This is a genomic window from Rhizobium sp. Root149, assembly GCF_001427345.1.
GTDB lineage: Bacteria > Pseudomonadota > Alphaproteobacteria > Rhizobiales > Rhizobiaceae > Neorhizobium > Neorhizobium rhizoryzae.
This window is the reverse complement of sequence record NZ_LMGD01000012.1, coordinates 951,727-974,356: the sequence shown is the minus strand read 5'-3', so window position 1 is coordinate 974,356 and position 22,630 is coordinate 951,727. Positions and strand designations below refer to the sequence as shown.

Below are 22,630 nucleotides of genomic sequence, written 5' to 3'. Positions count from 1 at the left end.
CAGGGCACCGTGGGATCGCAGCTAACTGCCATTGGGCACTGTGCAGTCGCGTCTCGAACCATTTCACTTCGAAAGCGACTTGCACCGGCTCGTTTGTTCAAGTTTGTCGGACCGGTTGATTGTGTCGCTTGGGCCGTCTCCATTTTTGAAGCGGTTTGCGGACAATCCGATAGCCCAGCAGGACTGCCGCGATCGCAATATATGTGGCCGGTTCAAGTGTCAGACTTTTCCGAGCCAGCACGAAATGCAGAACCGCCCCTGCCAGGATGATGTAGCTCAGTTTGTGCAGTGTATTCCATCGTGGGCCCAAACTACGAATTGACCATCCATTCGAAGTGGCGGCTAAAGGTAGCAGCAGGATCAGGCACGCCATGCCGATTGTGATGTAGGGCCTTCGCACGATGTCAGCCCACACGGCATGAATATCAAGCCGAAGATCCAGCACGACATAGACGGTGAAGTGGAAGAGCACATAATAGAAGCCGAGGAGACCAAGCGCCCGCCGGTAGCGAAACCAGTTTATGCCGGTAAGGTCGCGCAAGGGAGTAACGACAAGCGCAGCAATCAAGAAACGCAGCGCCCAGATGCCCAGTAGGTGCTCCAATCCCTTGACCGGGTTGAAACCAAGACCACCGGTCATTGCCTGGTAAACATACCACGCGGCAGGCAATAGGCCCAAGAGGTAAAGGGCCCAGACGCTTGGACCGTGCAAGCGTCGTGGGAGGTCAGGAAAGGAAGGCATCAGTAGTTCGCCTTCAGGTCCATTCCGGCATAGAGGCTGGCAACTTCCTCCGCATAGCCGTTAAACGGCAGCGTTGGCCTGCGGTCAGGAAACAAGCCGCTTCCCTCTCCAATCCGCTGTTCTGTGGCCTGACTCCAGCGTGGATGGTCCACGGCCGGATTGACGTTGGAATAGAAGCCATACTCCTTGGCATTGGCATTCTTCCACGTTGTATCCGGCTGCTTGTCAACGAGCTTGATCTTGACGATCGACTTGATGCTCTTGAATCCATATTTCCATGGCACAACCAGCCGGATAGGGGCGCCATTTTGATTGGGCAAGGTCTCGCCATAAAGGCCCACGGCAAGAATGGTCAATGGATGAGCGGCCTCGTCAAGGCGCAGCCCTTCAATATAGGGCCAGGACAAAGGCTGTAAGAAGCCGCTCTGGCCGGGCATCTCGGAAGGGCGTACAATGGTTTCGAACGCGACGTATTTGGCACTGCCCTGTGGCTCCACCTGATCGAGCAGAGCCTTGAGCGGAAAGCCGATCCACGGAATAACCATCGACCATCCTTCGACGCAGCGCATCCGATAGGTCCGCTCCTCGAGCTGCATTTTCATCAGCTCTTCCAGACCGAAGGTTTTTGGCTTGTTGACAAGACCCTCCACCGCCACAGCCCAAGGTGTCGGCTTGAAGTCTCCTGAATTTTGAGCGGGATCGGACTTGTTGACGCCAAACTCGTAGAAATTGTTATAGGTCGTTACCGCCTCTTTCGGCGTCAATTTTTCATCCAGCTTGTAAGGCCCAGGCTTTGCCTGCAGTGGTGCAGCAGAGGCACTCACCGCCGTGCCGGAAAGCACGAGACCTGCTGCTGCGCCGCCGATAAATGTCCTACGGGACAAATAAACCCGCTGGGGCGTAATTTCGTTCGAGGAGATTTTGGGAGGGTGGTAGACACTCATGGCAGTTCTCTCTCAACACTATGTTGGATCTTTCTATCACTACGTAACGTGTTGGTGGAGAGTTTCAGGCCTCACGCAAATTAAATCGAGGGGAACATTTTCGTGTATGTCGGAGAGCCGGAGGCGTACCGCTTTGACCTGTGCTGATAGTGACAGCAAAATTCCTTTGGAGTAGGGATTAGACATAACAATTGGTCTTGCCGCCGACATGGATGGCAGATTTTGAATCGAGGATAACACCATGCCTGCTTACCGGTCCAGAACGACGACTCACGGCCGCAATATGGCGGGTGCGCGCGGTTTGTGGCGTGCTACCGGCGTGAAAGACAGTGATTTCGGCAAGCCAATCATTGCTGTCGTTAACTCCTTTACCCAGTTTGTGCCCGGCCACGTACACCTGAAGGATCTCGGCCAGCTGGTCGCGCGCGAAATTGAAGCAGCCGGCGGCATTGCCAAGGAATTCAACACGATCGCGGTAGATGACGGAATCGCGATGGGGCACGATGGCATGCTCTATTCACTGCCCTCGCGTGAAATCATTGCCGACAGCGTGGAATACATGGTGAATGCCCATTGTGCTGATGCCATGGTCTGCATTTCGAACTGCGACAAGATCACGCCCGGCATGCTGAATGCTGCAATGCGCCTCAATATCCCGGCCGTGTTTGTTTCCGGCGGTCCGATGGAAGCCGGTAAAGTCGTTCTGCATGGCAAGACAGTCGCGCTCGATCTGGTCGATGCGATGGTCGCTGCTGCAGATGACAAGATTTCGGATGAGGAAGTGGCCGTAATCGAGCGTTCGGCTTGTCCCACCTGCGGTTCCTGCTCCGGCATGTTCACCGCAAATTCCATGAACTGTTTGACTGAGGCCCTTGGTCTTTCGCTTCCCGGAAATGGTTCTACTCTCGCAACCCATTCTGATCGCAAGCGGCTGTTCGTCGAGGCCGGTCACCTGATCGTGGATCTCGCCCGCCGTTATTACGAGCAGGAAGACGAGGGCGTGCTGCCGCGCAACATTGCCACGAAACAGGCATTTGAAAATGCCATGGCACTCGACATCGCGATGGGCGGCTCGACGAACACCGTTCTGCATATCCTTGCCGCAGCCCACGAAGGCGGGGTCGATTTCACGATGGATGACATAGACCGCCTCTCGCGCAAGGTGCCCTGCCTCTCGAAGGTCGCACCCGCGAAGCAGGATGTCCATATGGAGGATGTCCATCGCGCAGGCGGCATCATGCGCATTCTGGGCGAGTTGGAGCGAGGCGGTCTCTTGAATACTGACTGCAAGACCGTCCACGAAGCAACGCTCGGCGATGCCATCAACCGGTGGGATATCACACGCACAAATTCGGAAACCGTTCGAACCTTCTTCAAGGCGGCTCCGGGTGGCGTACCTACACAGGTTGCGTTTTCCCAGTCTTCACGCTGGGACGATCTCGATACGGACAGCGAAAAGGGCGTTATCCGCTCGGTTGAGAGCCCATTCTCGAAGGATGGAGGCTTGGCGGTGCTTTACGGAAATATCGCGCTGGACGGCTGCATCGTCAAAACCGCTGGTGTCGATGAATCCATTCTCAAGTTCACCGGGCCTGCCAAGGTTTACGAAAGCCAGGATGCGGCTGTTAAGTCGATTCTCGGCAACGAGGTTGTCGCGGGTGATGTCGTCGTCATCCGTTATGAGGGACCGAAGGGTGGACCAGGCATGCAGGAAATGTTGTACCCGACGAGCTACTTGAAGTCGAAAGGCCTGGGTAAAGCCTGTGCGCTCATCACCGATGGCCGCTTTTCTGGCGGTACCTCAGGTCTCTCGATCGGTCATGCTTCACCGGAAGCGGCAAACGGCGGGGCAATTGGGCTGGTGAAGAACGGCGATATGATCGAAATCGATATTCCGAACCGTACAATCAACCTGAAGATTACCGATAGCGAGCTGGCTGCTCGCCGTGCCGAGCAGGATAAACTGGGCTGGAAGCCGGTTGCTCCGCGCAAGCGTAACGTAACAACGGCATTGAAAGCCTATGCTGCTTTCGCATCCAGCGCAGACAAGGGCGCGGTCCGAATTCTGCCTGAATAATGAGTTGCAAGGCTAGCTAATTTTGAGAAAGGCGCTCGCTCAGGGGGGCGCCTTTCTTGTTTGAATTTATAGTTGCAGCATAGCCTATAAATTTAGAATATATATCATATTTTGTATTCAGATCGTATTCATGAACTGAAAGTATTGTGTGCCACAGAAGATCGAACGATCTTCAAGTCTTGTTGTCCCCCATCTTCGCTTCTGAGGACTCATCCATGAAAAAGCTCGGCTTGGCACTTTGCCTGGCGTTCGCAGCATCTGCATTTGCAAGCATTTCTGCATCTGCCAGCGATTATGCGTTTCGACTTCACAACAGAGCCAATGGCTACACCATAAATGGCTTCTATACATACCAGAATGGCAAATGGAGCGAGAACTGGCTCGATTCGCGTATTAGGCCGGGCGAATACGCCAACATGGACTGGTTCAGCAATGAAGGAAATTGCGTCGTTCCATTCCGCGTGAGCTGGGATGGATACGGTGCTGACGACTTCAAGGTCGACTGGTGCAAGGGTGTCAGCAACATCTACATGAAAGATAAAGGCTTTAGCTGGGATTGATTCCCGGCCTAGGGCGACCGGGACCGCTGGTGACCGGTCCGCTCTTCCGGCATGAGATCAAACCCCGCTCTAAAGGGGCTTGATCAATCCCTTGTAGGCCTCGTTGAGTTGCTTCAATCGCTCCTCATACGCACTTCGCAAGCAAGCCGCATCGCTTCCACATGTCGTTCGCTTCTTCAGCCAAGTCGCTTGCTCATCCCGCACCAGATCCCGGTTCCCCATAGGCATCAAGCCGGTAAGAATTTCAAAAGTCGTGGCCATTTTGACGTCGAGATCGTTCAGGGCCCTGTCTTCGCAAATCGTCTTTTCGTCTGCCGCAAGCTCGCTCTTTGTGCAATCGAAGCTGGCAGCATGGCTTGTTTCTGGCAGCATGATGTTGCTTGCAAGGGTCGCCAGAACGGCCACCAGAAGCGCTGGTTTGACATGGGTCATCAGGTATCTCCGTCTTGAGCGGAAATTACGGATGAGCTGCAAAATGGTTCCACCGCGTGTCATCGAAAGCGGCTTTCGCATCATCTCTGTCGCAGCTTCTGGCATTTCTCAGCAGTGATCCTAAGTAACCAGCCACGATCATCTTTCACCTTGTTCGGCCATCTTTCCTTTCTAACCTATCCAGCTACAAGGTCACCATTGCTTTGTTGAAGAGGAATCACATGCTCAACCTGCCGAAAACCCTATCCAGTATGTTGATAGCCTTGGCATTCCTGCAGCCACTACCCGTCATGGCGCAGGAGAAGACGCTTCCGCAAAGCCAGCAGCAAATGCAGCTATCTTTTGCGCCGCTTGTGAAGCAGACCGCAGGAGCGGTCGTCAACGTCTATGCTGAGCGTGTGGTGCAGCGGCTCAATCCCTTTGCCGGTGATCCGTTCTTCGAACGTTTCTTCAACCAGCGCATGCCGAACCGATCGGAGAAGCAGTCTTCGCTGGGGTCCGGGGTAATCGTTTCTCAGAACGGACTCGTCGTGACGAATACGCACGTCATTGAAGGCGCTGACGATATCAAGATCGCACTTCCGGACGGTCGTGAATTCCCATGCGAAGTGCTGCTCAAGGATGAAAGCATCGATCTGGCTGTTCTGAAGATCAAGGCGAATGAACAGTTCCCGGTTCTCGGCATAGGCAATTCGGACGCGGTAGAGGTCGGCGATCTGGTTCTGGCAATCGGAAATCCCTTTGGCGTTGGGCAGACCGTGACGAGCGGCATAGTCTCAGCACTTGCCCGTAATCAGGTGACCGACGGCGACGTCGGCTTCTTCATCCAGACGGATGCCTCGATCAATCCCGGCAATTCCGGGGGCGCCTTGATGAACATGAAAGGCGAACTGATCGGCATCAATACCGCGATCTTCTCCAGGGGCGGCGGTTCGAACGGCATTGGCTTTGCTATTCCCGCCAATCTCGTAAAGGTCTTCCTTCAGGCGGCAGAAGCCGGCAAGAAATCGTTCGAGCGTCCCTATGTTGGTGCAACCTTCCAGCCAGTGACCTCCGAAGTCGCAGAAGCGCTCGGGTTGAAGACGGCGCGTGGCGCTTTGGTGGTTAGCGTGACTGAGGGTGGTCCCGCGGACAAGGCTGGCTTGAAGGCTGGCGAAGTGGTAACGGGCGTCAACGGCATCTCGGTCGAACACCCTGATGCGCTTTGGTATCGTCTGACGACAGCTGGCCTTGGTAATGCAACAAAGCTGACCGTCCAGCAGGGTGGCGCACAGCGTGAACTTAGCATGGTCATTGGTGCCGCTCCGGAAAGCGTGCCGCGCGATGTTCGCCTGATCGAGGGCAGAAATCCCTTTGCTGGGTTGCGGGTCGCCAATCTCTCGCCGCGTCTTGCGACGGAAGTGCGTCTTCCGACAGACAAGACGGGGGTTGTCGTCACGGAAGTCGTCAAAAATTCCCCCGGTGCGCGTCTTGGTTTCCAGGCGGGTGATATCATCGTATCGGTGAACGGCGATCCTGTGCCATCCACAAAGGCAATGGCAGCTCTGGTGGAAGACAATCCCGGCTTTTGGCGTGTAGAGATCGAGCGTGGCGGCCAGCGTATCCGTCAATTCTTCAGATGAGCGGCGATCTGTTCGCGCCCAGGATTCCGGAAGCCGTCGCCAATCGTCGGCCGCTCGCGGACAGGCTGCGCCCCACCTCCCTTGCGGAGGTGACGGGCCAGTCGCACCTCACGGGCGAAGATGGCGTCCTACGCCGGATGATCGCGTCGGGTTCGCTTGGATCGATGATCTTCTGGGGACCGCCCGGGACAGGAAAAACGACGGTCGCAAGATTGCTGTCAGGTGAAGCCGGTCTGGCGTTCGAGCAGATATCCGCCATTTTTTCGGGTGTGGCCGATCTCAAGAAAGTGTTCGAAACAGCACGGCTGCGCAGGCATGATGGGCGACAGACATTGCTGTTCGTCGATGAGATTCATCGCTTCAACCGGGCGCAGCAGGACAGCTTCCTGCCGGTCATGGAAGACGGCACGGTGATCCTTGTCGGCGCAACGACAGAAAACCCAAGTTTCGAATTGAACGCCGCTCTCCTGTCCAGGGCGCGGGTGCTGACCTTCCGTTCTCATGACGAGGAGAGCCTGAGCGAACTCCTGCTGCGCGCGGAGCAAGCCGAAGGCAAGCCGCTTCCGCTCGATGATAGTGCGCGCGGCGCACTTCTAAGGATGGCGGATGGCGATGGGCGGGCGGTTCTGACACTTGCTGAGGAAGTCTGGCGTGCGGCTCGGGCAAATGAGATTTTCGATGTCGATGGCTTGAGCGCAATCGTTCAAAGGCGAGCTCCGGTCTACGACAAAAGCCAGGACGGCCACTACAATCTGATCTCTGCCCTGCATAAATCCGTGCGCGGATCCGATCCCGATGCCGCGCTCTACTATCTTTGCCGAATGTTCGACGCGGGCGAGGATCCTCTTTACATTGGCCGCCGATTGGTTCGCATGGCGGTGGAAGACATCGGGCTAGCCGATCCGCAGGCATTGGTGGTGTGTAATGCGGCCAAGGATGCCTATGACTATCTCGGATCACCTGAGGGTGAGCTGGCTTTGGCGCAGGCTTGCGTTTACCTGGCAACCGCTCCCAAGTCGAACGGTGTCTACACTGCCTACAAAGCTGCGATGCGCGCCGCCAAGGAGCACGGCTCTCTCGTGCCGCCAAAGCATATTCTCAATGCACCCACCAAGCTTATGAAGGGTGAGGGCTATGGCGACGGATACCGTTATGATCACGACGAGCCCGATGCCTTTTCCGGTCAGGATTACTTCCCGGAAAAGATGGGCAGAGTGACTTTCTACGATCCACCGGAACGCGGTTTCGAGCGCGAGATCCGCAAGCGGCTCGACTGGTGGGACAAGCTGAGGCGCGAACGAAACCCGCGTTAACCGCGGCTCTGCTTGGGCGCTGGAATGCTATTGGCAGGTGGCGCCACCATTTTCACGGAGGAATCTGCCAGTCCATGGTGGCCTTCCGCATCAACGATGAGATGCCACGTTCCGTCTTCCGGAACGACCAGTCGGATCGGCGATTTTTTCGCAACGCCTCCGATATACTTGAAGTCGAGACGCTCGTTGAAGCGCTGCCAGGCAGTGGCATTCATCAGCCGCACGTTGTTTACCGCACTCATTGTCACTTCGATCGTGGTGCCAGCGCGCTGCTGCTTAAGATCATAATGTGTGAAACGAAAACTCGGGCCTGCCATTTCCAACTCCAGAACAGTCTGCTGCCCGTAGTTAGAACGCAAAGTGTTAAAGTTCGGTAGGTCTGCATTCGTCTCTCCGGACGAGACTGAATATTATAATTTACAGTAAAGATATTATTTAATACGGGAATGAACGTGATAAAGGGACATCTTTTGAATATGATTTGCAATTAAAATACATTCTGTATTGTCAAAAAATTTTAATAAAACTGCAGCAGGTTTTATAGAATGCGAGTGAAAGTTCAAATTTTATGTGTTAGATCGCCGCCAACATCGAAGGCGGAGAGATTAGTCAGCCGCTCCGGCAATCTCAAAACCGGTGTTGAATGTATTACTGAGTAAACGCACTAAGTATCAAATCATAAAAAAACGAATATCATGAGGAGAGGACGCAATGACGTCAGGCTCGAATGACAACTTTTATTTTGAAGACGAAAATCAGCAGATCAATGAATATGTAGAAGAAGACTACGGCGGTCCTCGTAAGATCCATCCTGAACAATATATGGAATCGCGCTCTCCCTCCATGTTCCACACCCCTTGGATCCCCATGTGTTACAGGGTCGATGTGCCCGCGCCGAAGAAGAAGGCTGCGTAATTTCATCTCGATCGTCGATCGGGGGGGCTGTATGGACTTCCCAGTCGTCGCCCTGCGCGCTACTTGGCGAAGCATGCGCCATTCATCATGCTTCCTCCTATTCCTCATGCGTTTCTCTGCCCCCTTTGCGATGTTGGCGATTGCAGGGCAGACGCTTGCCGCCGATTTGCGCCGCGGCGAGCAGATCTTCAAGCAATGCGCGAGCTGCCATACGCTTCAGACGAACAGCAATGGCTTCGGGCCAACCTTGAACGGTGTCATTGGCAGAACTGCCGGCACAGTCCCGAACTTCCGATATTCCCCCGCAATGACGGAAGCGGGCGCGAAGGGTCTTGTCTGGGACGAGGCTGCGCTTTCAGAGTTCCTGCGAAGCCCGAAGAGCAAGGTGCCGGGCACCAGCATGCGCTTCTGGGGGTTCTGGTTTCGATCGGAAATCGATGATGTCGTGGCTTACATCAAGGCAAACCAGTGACGGTTTCGGGGTCATTTTGTGCGTGGCCGCCTAAAGGCAGGTTTTCCCCAGGCCGCGTCTCCCTGGTTAAGGATGTGTTTATAGATTCGTGAAAAATGGAGAATGTATTGGCAAGGTCTGATGAATGAGGCTGGGGCAAAGGGAGGCCGCTTTCACAGACCGAGGATGTCCCGATGATCGCCCGCGCATCGGCCATACGTGGGCTGTGTATGGAGTTTACGAACATGATCAAGAAGCCGCTTGCCCTGGCCGTCATTGCCAGCCTTACTGCTCCGCTCGCCACGACCGCTTCCGCAGCAGACCTCACTTCATCCTATCAGGAACCGCCTGCCTATAACGAGCCTGCTGCACGCAGCGGCAACTGGGATGGCGCCTATGTTGGTGCGCATGGCGGTTTTGTTTCGCGCCGTTTGAACCCCTTCAAGGGTGGCAAGGGCGTTGCTGCTGGCGTTCAGGGTGGTTATCAGGCGGATGTCGGCGGCGTTGTTGTCGGCGGTGAAGGCGAATTGTCCTACCTCGGCGATGCTGACGTGAAGGTCAATGGTGGCAAGCTGGAAGAGCGTCATCGTCTGGGCCTGAAGGCGAAGGCAGGCGTTCCGCTCGATCAGACGCTCCTGTACGGTACGGCCGGTATGGCCATGACCAACTTCCGCGATAACGGCGGCGTCTCGGGCCCGGATGGCTGGAAGGCAGGCTACATCGTTGGCGCTGGCATCGAGCAGAAGTTCAACGACAAGATCTCGGCCAAGGTAGAATACAATTACACCGGAACGCCGAATGTTCGAAGCTTTGCGGGTGGTGTTGCCTCCGAGCAGGATGTGCATGATCACACCGTCAAGGCTGGCGTGAACTACAAGTTCTAAGTCGCCCGACTGTCAGGAATTCCAATGGCTCTCTCGCAATTCGGGAGGGCCATTTTGTTTGAACTGCCCATGCAGCTCACTTTAGTGGTATTTCGCCTTGCCAATGCCATGTTTGGCGGGGCACTCGAAATGGGATACGGGCCGGGCCTGTCTGATTCGAGCGCACGTGCAGCTCATCGGATTGCAAAGCGGCACAATCCGGCCCGGCAATGAATGTGAAGACTGAAGGGCTTCGAGAGAAGCCGATGAAATTGAAGTGACAAGGAGAGAGCGATGATCGACGCCAGAGGCGGCATTTCCGGTTTGCAGCCGCACATCACAGTTATCGGCGTCGGCGGTGGCGGCGGTAACGCGATCAACAACATGATTGCGGAAGAGCTGGCAGGCGTAGAATTCATCGCCGCCAACACGGATGCGCAGGTGCTGGCCACGTCCAAGGCGCAGCGCCGTATTCAGCTCGGTGCCCATGTGACCGAGGGTCTGGGCGCCGGCTCGCTGCCGGATGTCGGTCGTGCCGCTGCGGAAGAATCCATCGATGAGATCATGGATCATCTCTCCGGCTCCCATATGTGCTTTGTAACGGCAGGCATGGGCGGAGGAACCGGCACGGGTGCAGCTCCGGTCATCGCGCGGGCTGCCCGCTCTGCCGGTATCCTCACGGTCGGTGTCGTCACGAAGCCTTTCACCTTCGAAGGCAATCGCCGCATGAAGACGGCTGAAGCCGGGATCGAGGAACTGCGCCAGGCCGCTGACACGGTGATCGTGATCCCGAACCAGAACCTCTTCCGCATTGCAGACGCCAAGACCACCTTTGCCGATGCCTTCATGACTGCGGACCGCGTTCTCTTCGCAGGCGTGGGCTGCATTACGGATCTCATCGTCAAGGAAGGTCTGATCAACCTCGATTTCGCCGATGTGAAATCTGTCATGCGGGGCATGGGCCGCGCCATGATGGGTACGGGTGAGGCGGAAGGCCAGGGCCGCGCCATGCGCGCTGCGGAAGCCGCCATCGCAAACCCGCTGCTGGACGATATCTCCGTGCGCGGCGCGCGCGGCGTTCTCATCTCCATTTCCGGCGGTATGGATATGACGCTGTTCGAAGTGGATGAGGCCGCCAGCCGTATCCGCGATGAAGTGCAGGATGAGGCCGATATCGTGGTTGGCGCGATTTTCGACCGCAATCTTGATGGCCGTTTCCGCGTTTCCGTTGTGGCAACGGGTCTGGAAGGCCAGCCGCTCGCGGCTGAGTGATCGGCCTGAACCATTTGCCGGAAGTGACAGGCGGCGGGGCTGGAAACGGCTCCGCCGCTTTTTCATGACCGGTGACATGCGCTCTATGCAAACTCCCTCATGGACCTTATCCATTTCTCATCAAGTGGGTTGGGAGGAAGCCATGAGTCGGATTGAGGGAAAAATCGCGGTTATAACCGGTGGCACGCAAGGGCTGGGTGCCGCCATTGCCGAGCGCTTTGCCGCGGCAGGCGCAGGCGGCATCATCATTGTCGGGCGCGATGCGGAAAAGGGCCGGGGAGTGGCAGACCGTATTACCGGTGCGACAGGAATTGCCGTCGAGGTTGTTGCTGCCGATCTTGCCGATATCGATGCTGTCCGTACCGTTATTCCAGCAGCCGACAAACGCTTCGGCAAGGTTGATATTCTCGTCAATGCGGCGGGGCTGACTGATCGTGGCAATATTCTCAACACCACGCCGGAACTGTTCGACCGCATGTTTGCGATCAATGCCCGTGCGCCGTTCTTCCTGCTGCAGGATGCCGCCAGGCTGATGATCCGCGATGGCATCGAGGGCAGGGTGGTAAATATCGGCTCCATGTCTAGCCTCGCCGGTCAGCCCTTTCTTGCGCCCTATTCCGCCTCCAAGGGCGCACTGGCCACGCTGACCCGCAACGCGGCTTACGCGCTCATGCGTCACCGTATCCATGTCAACCAGTTGGATATTGGCTGGATGAACTCGGATCACGAGCGCAAGCTGATCCTCTCTGAAACCGGCGATCCGGATTTCATCGATCGTGCCGCCGCGACCAAACCCTTTGGCCGCATACTCAACCCGAAGGAGGTGGCCCGCACGGTTCTCTGGATGGCATCCGAGGAAAGCGGCATGATGACTGGCGCTGTTATCCCCTTCGATCAGTCCGTCTATGGCGGTTATGATGATGCACCGGTGCCGAAGGAGAAGTTGCAGGGGTAGCGGGCGGAACTGGCGCGACACCCAAGTATCTGCGCATCCACGGAAAATAATCACCACTTCTCGCAATGGATGTAACAACCAGAGTGACATAGTGTGGTTGCGGGATCGGCTTGAACGGGTCGATCCCGGGGCTCGTAACCCCACACACTTCGACTGGCATCCGCCTAACGAGATGCCCTCTCAGCTACTATTCGGTGGCTGAGCGCTTGAGTCTGCCCTATAAGGCTCTCCCACCCTCTATGGCTGGGGAGGCCCCGACGTATGTCCAAGGTGCTTGCACCTAAAGGTCGGGGCGGTCGTCGGTGTGCGATTTACGAACTCCCCGGTCGCCAGAGGCGCACGTTGCGCCTGCTGGTGTGCCGTTGTCCGTTCGGTTTGAACTCGCAATAGAGCAGGGCGGCTTGCCTCATGCAGGACTATAATCTCTGGGCCGATCTACTGGCCACGTTTCGCGCGTCTCCAGATGCCATCAAGGCCCTGTGGCTCCTTGTGCCGCCGGTATTTGTGCTGGGCGTGCTGGGGTTGGCGATCTGGACCCTGCGACTTCGGATCAAGCTCACATTACCCACGCCACCCGCACGACAGGATCGCCAGCCGGCGCTCGTTCTCGATCACGCGGATTTCGAAGCGCTCACGCAAGCCCAGGGCCGTGAGCCGCAAATGCTCGCCGTGCCATCTGCCAGATTATCCAGTTTCGGGGACCCATCCTGATCATGCTGAGGCGGACAGTTCAGTTGCAGAACGCAAACTTGTATCCGTGGCTCACCCCCCTCTGTCCTGCCGGACATCTCCCCCTCAAGGGGGGAGATCGGCCAGACGTTACCGCTCGGCAGTCGCGTAAACTGGAGATTGCCTCTTGCGGATAACCAGAAGAGTGCGTTGGGCTTCGCCGCGAATCGATCTCCCCCCTTGAGGGGGAGATGTCCGGCAGGACAGAGGGGGGTGAAGCGGCACGTCGCGTGTCTTGCGGAGCGACTTACACAGCACTCTTAGCCAGCGCCTCTGCAGTACCGACCGGATTTTTCGCGATGACCCTCAAATAGGCCTGCGCCGTCTGGTCTGGCACTGAGCGGCCCTGTTCCCAATCCCGCAATGTGCCCAGCGGGATCTGATAGCGTTCGGCAAATTCTTCCTGGGTAAGCCTCAATGCGCGCCGCATGACTTTCACCTGCGGCCTGCGCTGCGCGGCCCGCAACTCTTCTTGCGTCATCGGCGGATTATCGGGGTCGGCAAGCGCATTGGCTTCCGCTTCCTCGTCGGTCATGGCGGAAAGGCCTGGTCGGTTTATGTCGTTACTCTTGGTTAGGAGGAGGGACCCTTCTCGCCGCTTCCTTTGCTTCAGCACTAGCAGTAACGCGAGCCAACCTGTCTTGCCGCCTTTGACGTTCAATATACCAGTCATCGAAAAGATTTTCGACAAGACTGAGCAGCAGTTCGGCTTCGTCTGGATCGATATCAACGATTACGTTGATATCTTTTTCCATATGAGCACCAATATTGCCAATCTTCCGGATCGCTTCTATGGCCTCAAAGCTCTCTTCAGACACGCCCCGCGGCGCTTGACCTTCGTTGAATTGCTTTTTTAGTTCATTAATTTCTAGGTTTAGTGATTTCTCTCTTATGCCACAGAAGTCTCTAATCATGCCTTGTAAGCATCGCCTTGATAGCGTTGCGGATGCCTTCGGGCTTAGCTTCGATATCCGGCACGCCTCCAAGTAGTCTTGAGCGATTGGAGCTGGAATAAAATTTGGTAGAGAGCGTGCGCGGCTTTCTGGTTTTATAGGTAGATCTAGGATCTTTTCATTGATTCTGTAGTCATCGTTGAATTGACTTTCCTTTAGTGTTCCGTACGAGAGCGTGATTGTGACATTCTTGCAAGTTGAATTTGAACATCCAATCGATACAATTTGCACGCCAATACATTTTCCGTCGACGGTATCGCCTAAGTCAAAGCGGACTGTGGACACATCGTACTTGGCAGTGACGACCGTTTGGTGGCTTGAGCAGTAAGGGCATGTCCAGTTGAACTCTCTCATTGGCTGCCCTCATCTTAATGACAAAAGGCCCGAGGTTTCCCCCGGGCCGCATTCACTTCAAACTCTCTTTACTCAGCTGCATCCGCTCGTGGCGCCGCACGTGTCGCACTTCTCGCAGGTGCCGTTGCGCACCATGGTAAAGTTCTGGCACTCGGTGCACATGTTGCCGGTATAGCCCTGTGCGATGGAGCGCATACGGCGTTCGGCTTCCACCTTCTTCGCTTCCGTCTTTGCTGTCGCCGCGTCGGCGGCTGCCTTGTCGGAGAAGAGGGCGGTCGCAGCCTGCTGGCCTTCATCGGCCACCGCTTCCTCGGCAATCTCTTCCGCCAATTCCTTGGCGCGCTCTTCATAATCGCGCTTGAAGGAAACGACTTCCGAGGTCGAGATGGCAACCGTTGCTTCCAGCTTGCGGGCGGCAGAGCCTGCAAAGGCGGTTACGTTGCCAGCGCCGGAAGCCTTGGCCGGTGCCGCAGTGGCAGAACCCTTCGGTTCCGAACCAGCGCGGTCCAGGCTGCTGCTGGAAACCAGCGTTGGCTTGTGGCCACGGGTCCAGCCGGTGGAAACCAGGTTGGTCTTGCCTTCCTGAATGCCCTTGCCGAGTGCGGTGTTGGAGAAGTCCGACGTATCGACATGCGCCAGATCGTGACGTCCGAGGTAGGACACGGCGAGTTCGCGGAACACGTAGTCGAGGATCGACGTGGCGTTCTTGATCGCGTCGTTGCCGGTCACGATGCCAGCCGGTTCGAACTTGGTGAAGGTGAAGGCCTCCACATATTCTTCCAGCGGCACGCCGTACTGCAGACCCAGCGAAATCGCGATGGCAAAGTTGTTCATCATCGCACGGAAAGCAGCGCCTTCCTTGTGCATATCGATGAAGATTTCGCCGATGCGACCGTCACCGAATTCGCCGGTGCGCAGATACACCTTGTGTCCGCCGACATTGGCCTTCTGGGTGTAACCCTGACGGCGGTTCGGCAGCTTCTCACGCTCGCGGGTGACACGTTCGATAACGCGCTCGATGATCTTCTCGGTCACCTGAACGGCCTGCGCCGCTGCCGGTGCCTGGATGAAGTCTTCGACTGCATCCTCATCATCCTCGTCTTCGATCAGCGAGGCGTTGAGCGGCTGGGACAGCTTGGAACCATCGCGGTACAGCGCGTTGGCCTTCAGCGCCAGCTTCCAGGAGAGCATGTAGGCGCTACCGCAATCCTCAACGGTTGCCTCGTTCGGCATGTTGATCGTCTTGGAAATCGCACCGGAGATGAAGGGCTGTGCAGCCGCCATCATGCGGATGTGGGATTCCACGGAGAGATAACGCTTGCCGATCTTGCCGCAAGGATTGGCGCAATCGAACACGGCCAAGTGCTCATTCTTCAGGAACGGTGCGCCTTCCAGCGTCATTGCGCCGCAAACATGTACGTTTGCCGCTTCGATGTCCTTCTTCGCAAAGCCGAGATGCTCCAGAAGGTTGAAGCTCATGTCAGAAAGCTGCTCATCGGAAACCTTGAGGGTGTCCTTGAGGAAGTCCGCACCGAGCGTCCACTGGTTGAAGACGAACTTGATGTCGAAGGCAGCCTTCAGCGCACCGTTGACGGCTTCGATCTTCTCATCGGTGAAGCCCTTGGCACGCAGCGTCGAAGGGTTGACGCCCGGCGCCTGGTTGAGGTTGCCGTGGCCAACTGCATAGGCTTCGATTTCGGCAATCTGGCTTTCCGAGTAACCCAGCGTGCGCAGAGCTTCCGGAACGGCACCGTTGATGATCTTGAAGTAGCCGCCACCGGCCAGCTTCTTGAACTTCACCAGAGCAAAGTCCGGCTCGATACCGGTCGTATCGCAATCCATGACGAGGCCAATCGTGCCGGTCGGCGCGATGACGGTCGTCTGGGCATTGCGGTAGCCGTGCTTTTCGCCAAGCTCCAGCGCCTTGTCCCAGGCAGCCTTGGCATGGGCAACCAGATCCTGATCCGGATTTTCCGAATGGGTCAGCGGAACCGGGTTGACGGACAGGCCCTCATAGCCGGTTGCTTCGCCATAGGCCGCACGACGATGGTTGCGCATGACGCGCAGCATGTTTTCGCGGTTCGGAGCAAAGCCGGGGAAGGGGCCGAGTTCGGAGGCGATTTCGGCGGACGTCGCATAGGCAACACCGGTCATGATCGCGGTCAGCGAACCGGCAATGGCACGGCCTTCAGCCGAGTCATACGGAATGCCGGAAGACATCAGCAGACCGCCGATGTTTGCGTAACCGAGGCCCAGCGTGCGGTACTGGTAGGAAAGTTCTGCAATCTGACGCGACGGGAACTGCGCCATCATCACGGAGATTTCGAGAACCACCGTCCACAAGCGGCAGGAATGTTCGTAGTCCGCGATGTTGATGCGCTTTGTCTTGGCATCCTTGAACTGCAGCAGGTTCAGAGAGGCGAGGTTGCACGCCGTATCATCCAGGAACATGTATTCCGAGCACGGGTTGGATGCGCGGATCGGGCCAGCCGCCGGGCAGGTGTGCCAGTCGTTCATGGTGGTGTTGAAGTGCAGGCCCGGATCGGCAGACGCCCAAGCCGCGTAGGAAATCTTCTCCCACAGATCACGCGCCTTCAGCGTCTTCATGACCTTGCCGTCCTTGCGGGCGGTCAGGTTCCAGGTGCCGTCGTTTTCAACAGCGCGCAGGAAGTCATCCTTCAGCGAAACGGAGTTGTTGGAGTTCTGGCCCGCAACCGTCAGATAGGCTTCCGAATCCCAGTCCGTGTCATAGGTCTTGAACTCAAGATCCTTGTAACCTTGGCGTGCGAACTGGATGACGCGCTTAACGTAGTTTTCCGGAACCTGATCCTTCTTGGCAGCGCGGATTTCGCGCTTCAGGGCAGGGTTCTTGGTCGGGTCGAAGCAATCGTCGCCGTCAGCCTCACAATTCACGCAGGCCTTCATGATGGCCTTCAGGTGCTTGGAGACGACCTTGGAGCCGGTCACGAGCGCCGCAACCTTCTGCTCTTCCTTCACCTTCCAGTCGATGTATTCCTCGATATCCGGATGATCGATGTCAACAACCACCATCTTGGCCGCGCGGCGTGTCGTGCCGCCGGACTTGATGGCACCCGCCGCACGGTCACCGATCTTCAGGAAGCTCATGAGGCCGGACGAGCGGCCGCCGCCCGAAAGCTTTTCGCCTTCGCCACGCAGATAGGAGAAGTTGGAACCGGTGCCGGAGCCATACTTGAACAGGCGTGCTTCACGAACCCACAGGTCCATGATGCCGCCTTCATTGACGAGATCGTCCTCAACGGACTGGATGAAGCAGGCATGCGGCTGCGGGTGTTCGTAGGACGACTTCGACTTCGTCAGCTTGCCTGTGAAGGGATCGACATAAAAGTGGCCTTGACCCGGACCATCGATGCCATAGGCCCAGTGCAGGCCGGTGTTGAACCATTGCGGGGAATTGGGGGCGACGCGCTGCGTGGCCAGCATGTAGGCCAGTTCATCACGGAATGCCGCTGCATCTTCTTCAGACGAGAAATAGCCGCCCTTCCAGCCCCAGTAAGTCCAGGTGCCTGCAAGGCGGTCGAAGACCTGGCGCGCATCGACTTCAGAACCGTAACGTTCGCCTTCCGGCAGTTCCTTCAGCGCCTTTTCGTCCGCCACCGAACGCCAAAGGAAGGAAGGAACGTCATTCTCTTCAACCTTCTTGAGGATCTTCGGCACACCGGCCTTGCGGAAATACTTCTGCGCCAGAACGTCTGTCGCAACCTGGCTGAACTGTGCGGGCACATCAATATCCGCAAGACGGAACACGATGGAACCGTCCGGATTGCGGATCTCACTCGTGGCCTTGCGGAATTCGATTTCCGCATAGGCGCCAACGCCTGGCTTCGTGAAACGACGTTCAATGCGCATGTCTCTCGTCCTTGTTATGCGCCCCGCTCAGGCGCAGAAAGTCCCTGCGGCAGCCGTTGGGTCAACACCGGCAGCCGTGCCCTATCTCAGTCCGAATGGTAAATCATCCGTAGATGGTCGACCTGTATCTTGTGGCGAGTTTGGCTGCAAACACTAAATATAGCGTAAAAGCAGTTTTCCACCACCCCATGTCACGGAAGAAATCAGACGAAACGGCACAAAAATCCTGCCGGGGAAAACAGTGATGTTTTGCCCGTTTCATGCCTGCAGGATACAGGGTTTCGTTCTGTTAGAACCGGCCTCGTCATGCCCGGTTCAGTCGCCGCCGCAACATAGACGCTATCTTGTTCGAATGTGTGATTCCGTCAAGGTCTCGTTCGCAATGGATTTTTAACCACAAGATATTGTGGTGCTTGCCTGTGGAAACTGGGGACAAGCGAATCACTTAGTGAAGTCAACAACTTGCAGGCGGAAGTGCAAAAGCTGCACCGTAAGGCGAAAAATCACTTGACCGATACATGCCCTTGAAAATGGCGGGAAAACTGACAACCGCACAATTTTAACTTTCCTGGATTAGATTTTCGGAAAATTCGAATGGACGCGCCTGCTGACGCGTCTGTCTGCCGTCGGGGGTCTCTCGTGAATATCAAGAATTTCTCAATCCTGAAAAAGGTTGGCGTCGTCATGACGCTGATGAGCCTGTCTGCTGTCGTGATTGCTGGTGTGGGTGCGCAGGGGCTGAGCGTGCTGGGGTCTTCGCTGAAAAACACAGGCGCCCGTGAAGAGGTTGCGCGCGAGGCAATGGATCTGCGTGTTGATATCATCGCCATCAGCCGCATGACCTATCAGCTCGCCATGGCACCGGAAAAGGCAGCGGATTTCGCAGCCGAGACTGAAAAGCGCGCAAAGGAAATGCTGGACCGTCTGCCGAAGATTGCAGCGACCGCAGACGCGGAAGAGCAGAAGCAGCTGGCAGATGTTCGCACATCACTCGCCTCTTATTTCGACAGCATCCGCGCGATGGTGAAGATCGCGGGCTCGGAGCAAGGCAAGAACCCCGCCGTGCTGCGCGCGGCTCTCGACAAGGCTCTCGACGGGCAAAAGGCCGTGACTGCGGCAGTAAAGGTCTACAGCACCTATTCCTCCAACACTCTGGCAACGGCACGCGCCGATGCGCTGGCGGACTCACGCATGACCATGACGATCCTGCTGGCGACTGCGCTCGTCTGCATTGGTCTCGGTATCGCCATCAGCTTCCTGGTGGCTCGACGCGGCATCTCGGCGCCAATCCGCAGCTTGACGGCGGTCATGACCGAAATGGCCAACGGCAATGTCCGCAATGTGGTGATTGATACGGACCGCGCAGACGAAATCGGCGAAATGGCGAGAGCGCTGGAGATCTTCCGGGCCAACGAATTGCACATGCGCGAAATGGAGGCGCAGGAGCAGGCGCTCAATCGCCAGAGCAAGGATTTGCAGCAATCGATCAGCGGCATTGTTGCCGCCGCCGCCGCTGGCGACTTCAGCCAGCGAATTACCAAGACCTACGAAGATGCCGACCTCACGCGCTTCGCCTCTGGTGTCAACGAACTGGTCGAGAATGTTGACCGTGGCATCAACGAGGTCCGTCGCGTTATCGCTGCCCTTGCCGATCAGGATCTGACCCAGGACATGCAGGGGCATTTCCAGGGTGCCTTTGCCGAACTCCAATCGAACGTCAATGCGACGATGGCCTCGCTGAGGTCGACCATGGACAATGTTCGTGCGGCAGCCGGGACGATCACCGATAGCTCTGGCGAGCTTTCCGCCGCATCGAACCAGCTAGCCCGCAGAACGGAACAGCAGGCCGCAGCTCTCGAAGAAACCGCCGCAGCGCTTGAGGAAATCACGACCACGGTCAAAACCTCTACCCAGCGCGCAAACGAGGCAACCCGAATGGTGGCCGCGACGAAGGAAAGCGCAGGCCGTTCCGGCGGCATCGTTCGCGACGCAATCGACGCGATGGAGCGTATCGAGCAGTCATCGCAGAGAATCAGCCAGATCATCTCCGTTATCGACGAGATCGCCTTCCAGACGAACCTGCTCGCGCTGAATGCCGGCGTGGAAGCAGCCCGTGCCGGTGAGGCGGGGCGCGGTTTTGCCGTTGTTGCTCAGGAGGTCCGTGAACTCGCGCAACGTTCGGCGAACGCCGCGAAGGAAATCAAGTCCCTGATCAACAACTCTGCTCAGGAAGTGCAGGGCGGGGTGAAGCTGGTGCTCTCTACTGGCGAAGCGCTGAAGGAAATCGAGGATCTCGTTCATCACGTCAACGAACAGGTTTCCATGATCGCTCGTGCAGCGACGGAACAGTCGGCGGCCCTGGGAGAGATCAATACTTCCGTCAATCACATGGACCAGATGACCCAGCAAAATGCTGCCATGGTCGAGGAGACGACTGCCTCCAGTCAGGTACTCGCCAACGAAAGCAGGCAATTGACTGATCTGCTGTCGCACTTCCGTGTCAGCGGTTCGGCACAAGCCTATCGTTCCGCTGCGTAAGGGGAAGATTCTGACGTTGCGTGAGGTGCCGATACTCGTCGGCACCTCATTCACTATCTTTGGACCGGTTGTTCGGTAGCGGGTGCAATCTGGGTCTGGACCGGAGGGTTGGTGATGGAGCCGGCTGCTGCTGGCGCCTGCTGGGATGACGCCGTTGATCCGGTAGGCATCTGGTCTGTCCCGAGCGGTTGGTCCGTCTTGGCACCGTTGGAAGCTGCTACACGCCATACCGTGTTACCCGCATCATCGGCGACCAGAAGCGCTCCGGTCCCGTCTATCCCCACGCCCACCGGCCTGCCTTTTGCATTATCCCCTGACAGAAACCCGGTGAGGAAGTCCTGGGCTTTGCCATTCGGTTTCCCGTTTTCGAACGGTACGTACACGACTTTATAGCCATTGAAATGATCGCGGTTCCAGCTTCCGTGCTCTCCCACGAATGCTCCAGTGGTGTACGGAGGAGGCAAAGCAGAACCCATGGAGAATGTCAGGCCAAGAGCCGCCACGTGGCTGGAGAGGGCGTAATCCGGTGCTATGGCTTGCTTCACCATGTCCGGGCGCGGCGGGTGAACCCGTTTGTCGACGTGCTGTCCGTAGTAACTCCAAGGCCAGCCATAGAATCCGCCATCCTTGACGGACGTCATGTAGTCCGGAACCAGATTGGGCCCCAGTTCATCCCGCTCGTTGACAACGGTCCATAACTCGCCATTGGCCGGATTGATGCTCAGCCCATTGGGGTTGCGCAGGCCCGATGCAAAAACACGCGCTGCTCCGGTTAGACGGTCCACCTGCCAGATCGCGGCGCGGCCCTTCTCGGCTTCGATGCCGTTTTCAACAATGTTCGAATTGGACCCGACCGACACATAGAGCCATTTTCCGTCCGGGGAGGCGGCTAGATCCTTGGTCCAGTGATGATCAATCGGACCACCCGGCAGCGGCGTCAGCACGCGCGGCGTAGTACTGATTTGCGTATCGCCCGGTCGGTAAGGATAGGCGAGGATTGCATCTGTCGTCGCAACATAGAGGGTGTTGTCGAACCATGCCACGCCGAACGGGGAGTTGAGATCGGTCAGGAGATCGATCCGCTCGTCCACTTGGCCGTCGCGATTGGTATCGCGCAGGAGCGTGATTAGATTGCTCTTCTTCTTTGGCCCACCCGTGTCGCCATGGGCGATCGACATGATGAAGCCGCGTATGAAGTCTTTCGGTCTCGAGGTTGGCTCACCCGGTGGCGCTTTGCTCTGAACTACCAGTACATCGCCATTGGGGAGAGTATGCACGGTGCGCGGGTTCGCAAGGTCCTTGGCATAGGCGGTGACAGTGAAGCCATCCGGTGCCTTCGGCGCTTCTCCGTCCTTCCAGCCGATGACGGATGCAACTTTCAAATCCGGCAGAAGATATTGGCTCGGTTCCGGCAGGACAGGATTCGGCCCGATTTGCTGTGATACGTCAAAACTTGCATCGTCACCGTCGCTACAGGCAGCAAGCGCAAGCAAGGCCGTAGCAGCAAGGAGCGTCTTGGAAAATGGCGGGCGCATCATGCGATCACCTTCCATTCCCTGCGGCTGTGATGAGCCGTTGCAAGCCCGAACGTGATCAGGGCCACGACAGCCGTGACCGCTGAGAGAATGATTCCCATTGGGACCACGGCTGTCCAGCCATCGCCAGCATGGACGAAATTATTGAGGATGCCGAGGCTCCACATGATAAGAAATCCGACCGCCGCGGCGCCTCCGCCCATTTGATAGCGCGTGGAGGGACGAAGAAAATCGATCAGACCCAGAACGATGGCGATGCCACCAAACATCGCCCCCGCCAGAAGCAACCACGCGGAAAAATTCTGCCACATCAGGTTGCCGGTGCGCCAGAACAAGACGTCGGTAAAGAGCGTCAGAACGAAGCTGACAAACGGAAAGGGAAGAAAAAGACTGGATAGTCGGGTGCCTCTCCGAGGCAAACGCTGGGACGTGGTCATGGGGCGCACTCGTTCTGGGACTCGCATGCCCACTACGCACCAGTCACGAA

20 protein-coding genes are annotated in these 22,630 nt (G+C 56.9%); 11 read left to right on the top strand and 9 right to left on the bottom strand.

Translation table 11 applies throughout. From position 1 onward, the window contains the following. Positions 1 to 97 precede the first annotated feature (97 nt). On the bottom strand, positions 98 to 742 hold the full coding sequence (msrQ, locus tag ASD54_RS11615) for a protein-methionine-sulfoxide reductase heme-binding subunit MsrQ (protein ID WP_062554701.1): 645 nt from the start codon (positions 740 to 742) through the stop codon (positions 98 to 100). Further along, positions 742 to 1,686, bottom strand: coding sequence for a protein-methionine-sulfoxide reductase catalytic subunit MsrP (gene msrP / locus ASD54_RS11610; protein WP_062554700.1), 945 nt, complete (start codon positions 1,684 to 1,686; stop codon positions 742 to 744). The genes msrQ and msrP overlap by 1 nt, the downstream gene beginning before the upstream one ends. 241 nt (positions 1,687 to 1,927) lie before the next feature. Between msrP and ilvD the strand changes: the two genes are divergently transcribed. Further along, positions 1,928 to 3,763 carry a dihydroxy-acid dehydratase gene (gene ilvD / locus ASD54_RS11605; RefSeq protein ID WP_062554699.1) on the top strand — a complete coding sequence of 612 codons (1,836 nt, stop codon included), beginning with the start codon at positions 1,928 to 1,930 and terminating at the stop codon, positions 3,761 to 3,763. Positions 3,764 to 3,978: 215 nt separating this feature from the next. Next, complete coding sequence (locus ASD54_RS11600) at positions 3,979 to 4,323, top strand: hypothetical protein (protein WP_062554698.1); 345 nt, start codon at positions 3,979 to 3,981, stop codon at positions 4,321 to 4,323. A 69-nt stretch (positions 4,324 to 4,392) separates the two neighbouring features. Here ASD54_RS11600 and ASD54_RS11595 read toward each other — a convergent pair whose 3' ends face one another. Further along, positions 4,393 to 4,695 carry a hypothetical protein gene (locus ASD54_RS11595; protein ID WP_244484743.1) on the bottom strand — a complete coding sequence of 101 codons (303 nt, stop codon included), beginning with the start codon at positions 4,693 to 4,695 and terminating at the stop codon, positions 4,393 to 4,395. Positions 4,696 to 5,006: 311 nt separating this feature from the next. Between ASD54_RS11595 and ASD54_RS11590 the strand changes: the two genes are divergently transcribed. Together ASD54_RS11590 and ASD54_RS11585 are read left to right on the top strand one after the other, a co-directional pair. Next, on the top strand, positions 5,007 to 6,377 hold the full coding sequence (locus tag ASD54_RS11590; RefSeq protein WP_244484742.1) for a DegQ family serine endoprotease: 1,371 nt from the start codon (positions 5,007 to 5,009) through the stop codon (positions 6,375 to 6,377). After that, positions 6,374 to 7,690 (top strand): replication-associated recombination protein A, encoded by a 1,317-nt coding sequence (locus ASD54_RS11585; protein WP_062554695.1) that lies wholly within the window; start codon positions 6,374 to 6,376, stop codon positions 7,688 to 7,690. The genes ASD54_RS11590 and ASD54_RS11585 overlap by 4 nt, the downstream gene beginning before the upstream one ends. On the opposite strand, the gene ASD54_RS11580 is transcribed toward ASD54_RS11585, so the two are convergent. Then, entirely contained in the window at positions 7,687 to 8,007 is a 321-nt protein-coding gene (locus ASD54_RS11580) for a DUF1883 domain-containing protein (protein WP_062554694.1), read from the bottom strand. The genes ASD54_RS11585 and ASD54_RS11580 overlap by 4 nt on opposite strands. Before the next feature lie 394 nt (positions 8,008 to 8,401). Here ASD54_RS11580 and ASD54_RS26575 point away from each other — a divergent pair, with 394 nt between their 5' ends. The 6 genes from ASD54_RS26575 to ASD54_RS11545 all read left to right on the top strand — a co-directional run bounded on the left by ASD54_RS26575 (position 8,402) and on the right by ASD54_RS11545 (position 12,857). Then, a complete protein-coding gene (locus ASD54_RS26575; protein ID WP_156379167.1) occupies positions 8,402 to 8,605 on the top strand; it encodes a hypothetical protein in 204 nt (67 codons plus the stop codon). Positions 8,606 to 8,678: 73 nt separating this feature from the next. Further along, entirely contained in the window at positions 8,679 to 9,077 is a 399-nt protein-coding gene (locus ASD54_RS11570; RefSeq protein ID WP_062554692.1) for a cytochrome c family protein, read from the top strand. Between the two features lie 224 nt (positions 9,078 to 9,301). Next, positions 9,302 to 9,940 (top strand): outer membrane beta-barrel protein, encoded by a 639-nt coding sequence (locus ASD54_RS11565; protein ID WP_062554819.1) that lies wholly within the window; start codon positions 9,302 to 9,304, stop codon positions 9,938 to 9,940. A gap of 273 nt (positions 9,941 to 10,213) precedes the next feature. After that, a complete protein-coding gene (ftsZ, locus tag ASD54_RS11555; protein ID WP_062554690.1) occupies positions 10,214 to 11,191 on the top strand; it encodes a cell division protein FtsZ in 978 nt (325 codons plus the stop codon). Between the two features lie 142 nt (positions 11,192 to 11,333). Further along, the gene (locus ASD54_RS11550; protein ID WP_062554689.1) at positions 11,334 to 12,146 is read left to right on the top strand and encodes an SDR family oxidoreductase; all 813 of its coding nucleotides are present in this window, start codon (positions 11,334 to 11,336) and stop codon (positions 12,144 to 12,146) included. 408 nt (positions 12,147 to 12,554) lie between these two features. Next, complete coding sequence (locus ASD54_RS11545) at positions 12,555 to 12,857, top strand: hypothetical protein (RefSeq protein ID WP_062554688.1); 303 nt, start codon at positions 12,555 to 12,557, stop codon at positions 12,855 to 12,857. 265 nt (positions 12,858 to 13,122) lie between these two features. Here the strand turns inward: ASD54_RS11545 and ASD54_RS11540 are convergent, their stop codons facing one another. The 3 genes from ASD54_RS11540 to ASD54_RS11530 all read right to left on the bottom strand — a co-directional run bounded on the left by ASD54_RS11540 (position 13,123) and on the right by ASD54_RS11530 (position 18,070). Further along, positions 13,123 to 13,410: a helix-turn-helix domain-containing protein gene (locus tag ASD54_RS11540; protein ID WP_062554687.1), complete on the bottom strand. Its 288-nt coding sequence runs from the start codon at positions 13,408 to 13,410 to the stop codon at positions 13,123 to 13,125. Between the two features lie 28 nt (positions 13,411 to 13,438). Next, positions 13,439 to 14,182: a DUF4145 domain-containing protein gene (locus ASD54_RS26130; RefSeq protein ID WP_082547175.1), complete on the bottom strand. Its 744-nt coding sequence runs from the start codon at positions 14,180 to 14,182 to the stop codon at positions 13,439 to 13,441. Between the two features lie 72 nt (positions 14,183 to 14,254). Then, entirely contained in the window at positions 14,255 to 18,070 is a 3,816-nt protein-coding gene (locus ASD54_RS11530) for a vitamin B12-dependent ribonucleotide reductase (protein ID WP_062554685.1), read from the bottom strand. 639 nt (positions 18,071 to 18,709) lie between these two features. Between ASD54_RS11530 and ASD54_RS11525 the strand changes: the two genes are divergently transcribed. Further along, on the top strand, positions 18,710 to 20,608 hold the full coding sequence (locus ASD54_RS11525) for a methyl-accepting chemotaxis protein (RefSeq protein WP_062554818.1): 1,899 nt from the start codon (positions 18,710 to 18,712) through the stop codon (positions 20,606 to 20,608). Positions 20,609 to 20,661: 53 nt separating this feature from the next. Here ASD54_RS11525 and ASD54_RS11520 read toward each other — a convergent pair whose 3' ends face one another. Both ASD54_RS11520 and ASD54_RS11515 read right to left on the bottom strand, forming a co-directional pair. Then, complete coding sequence (locus ASD54_RS11520) at positions 20,662 to 22,146, bottom strand: sorbosone dehydrogenase family protein (protein WP_082547174.1); 1,485 nt, start codon at positions 22,144 to 22,146, stop codon at positions 20,662 to 20,664. Then, positions 22,143 to 22,580, bottom strand: coding sequence for a DUF2231 domain-containing protein (locus ASD54_RS11515; RefSeq protein ID WP_062554683.1), 438 nt, complete (start codon positions 22,578 to 22,580; stop codon positions 22,143 to 22,145). Before ASD54_RS11515 ends, ASD54_RS11520 begins: the two co-directional genes overlap by 4 nt. Positions 22,581 to 22,630: the final 50 nt, after the last annotated feature.

Coding starts and splice junctions, on each gene's coding strand:
- msrQ (WP_062554701.1), bottom strand. CDS start 742: ATGCCTTCCTTTCCTGACCTCCCACGACGCTTGCACGGTCCAAGCGTC.
- msrP (WP_062554700.1), bottom strand. CDS start 1,686: ATGAGTGTCTACCACCCTCCCAAAATCTCCTCGAACGAAATTACGCCC.
- ilvD (WP_062554699.1), top strand. CDS start 1,928: ATGCCTGCTTACCGGTCCAGAACGACGACTCACGGCCGCAATATGGCG.
- ASD54_RS11600 (WP_062554698.1), top strand. CDS start 3,979: ATGAAAAAGCTCGGCTTGGCACTTTGCCTGGCGTTCGCAGCATCTGCA.
- ASD54_RS11595 (WP_244484743.1), bottom strand. CDS start 4,695: ATGCTGCCAGAAACAAGCCATGCTGCCAGCTTCGATTGCACAAAGAGC.
- ASD54_RS11590 (WP_244484742.1), top strand. CDS start 5,007: ATGTTGATAGCCTTGGCATTCCTGCAGCCACTACCCGTCATGGCGCAG.
- ASD54_RS11585 (WP_062554695.1), top strand. CDS start 6,374: ATGAGCGGCGATCTGTTCGCGCCCAGGATTCCGGAAGCCGTCGCCAAT.
- ASD54_RS11580 (WP_062554694.1), bottom strand. CDS start 8,007: ATGGCAGGCCCGAGTTTTCGTTTCACACATTATGATCTTAAGCAGCAG.
- ASD54_RS26575 (WP_156379167.1), top strand. CDS start 8,402: ATGACGTCAGGCTCGAATGACAACTTTTATTTTGAAGACGAAAATCAG.
- ASD54_RS11570 (WP_062554692.1), top strand. CDS start 8,679: ATGCGCCATTCATCATGCTTCCTCCTATTCCTCATGCGTTTCTCTGCC.
- ASD54_RS11565 (WP_062554819.1), top strand. CDS start 9,302: ATGATCAAGAAGCCGCTTGCCCTGGCCGTCATTGCCAGCCTTACTGCT.
- ftsZ (WP_062554690.1), top strand. CDS start 10,214: ATGATCGACGCCAGAGGCGGCATTTCCGGTTTGCAGCCGCACATCACA.
- ASD54_RS11550 (WP_062554689.1), top strand. CDS start 11,334: ATGAGTCGGATTGAGGGAAAAATCGCGGTTATAACCGGTGGCACGCAA.
- ASD54_RS11545 (WP_062554688.1), top strand. CDS start 12,555: ATGCAGGACTATAATCTCTGGGCCGATCTACTGGCCACGTTTCGCGCG.
- ASD54_RS11540 (WP_062554687.1), bottom strand. CDS start 13,410: ATGACCGACGAGGAAGCGGAAGCCAATGCGCTTGCCGACCCCGATAAT.
- ASD54_RS26130 (WP_082547175.1), bottom strand. CDS start 14,182: ATGAGAGAGTTCAACTGGACATGCCCTTACTGCTCAAGCCACCAAACG.
- ASD54_RS11530 (WP_062554685.1), bottom strand. CDS start 18,070: ATGCGCATTGAACGTCGTTTCACGAAGCCAGGCGTTGGCGCCTATGCG.
- ASD54_RS11520 (WP_082547174.1), bottom strand. CDS start 22,146: ATGATGCGCCCGCCATTTTCCAAGACGCTCCTTGCTGCTACGGCCTTG.
- ASD54_RS11515 (WP_062554683.1), bottom strand. CDS start 22,580: ATGACCACGTCCCAGCGTTTGCCTCGGAGAGGCACCCGACTATCCAGT.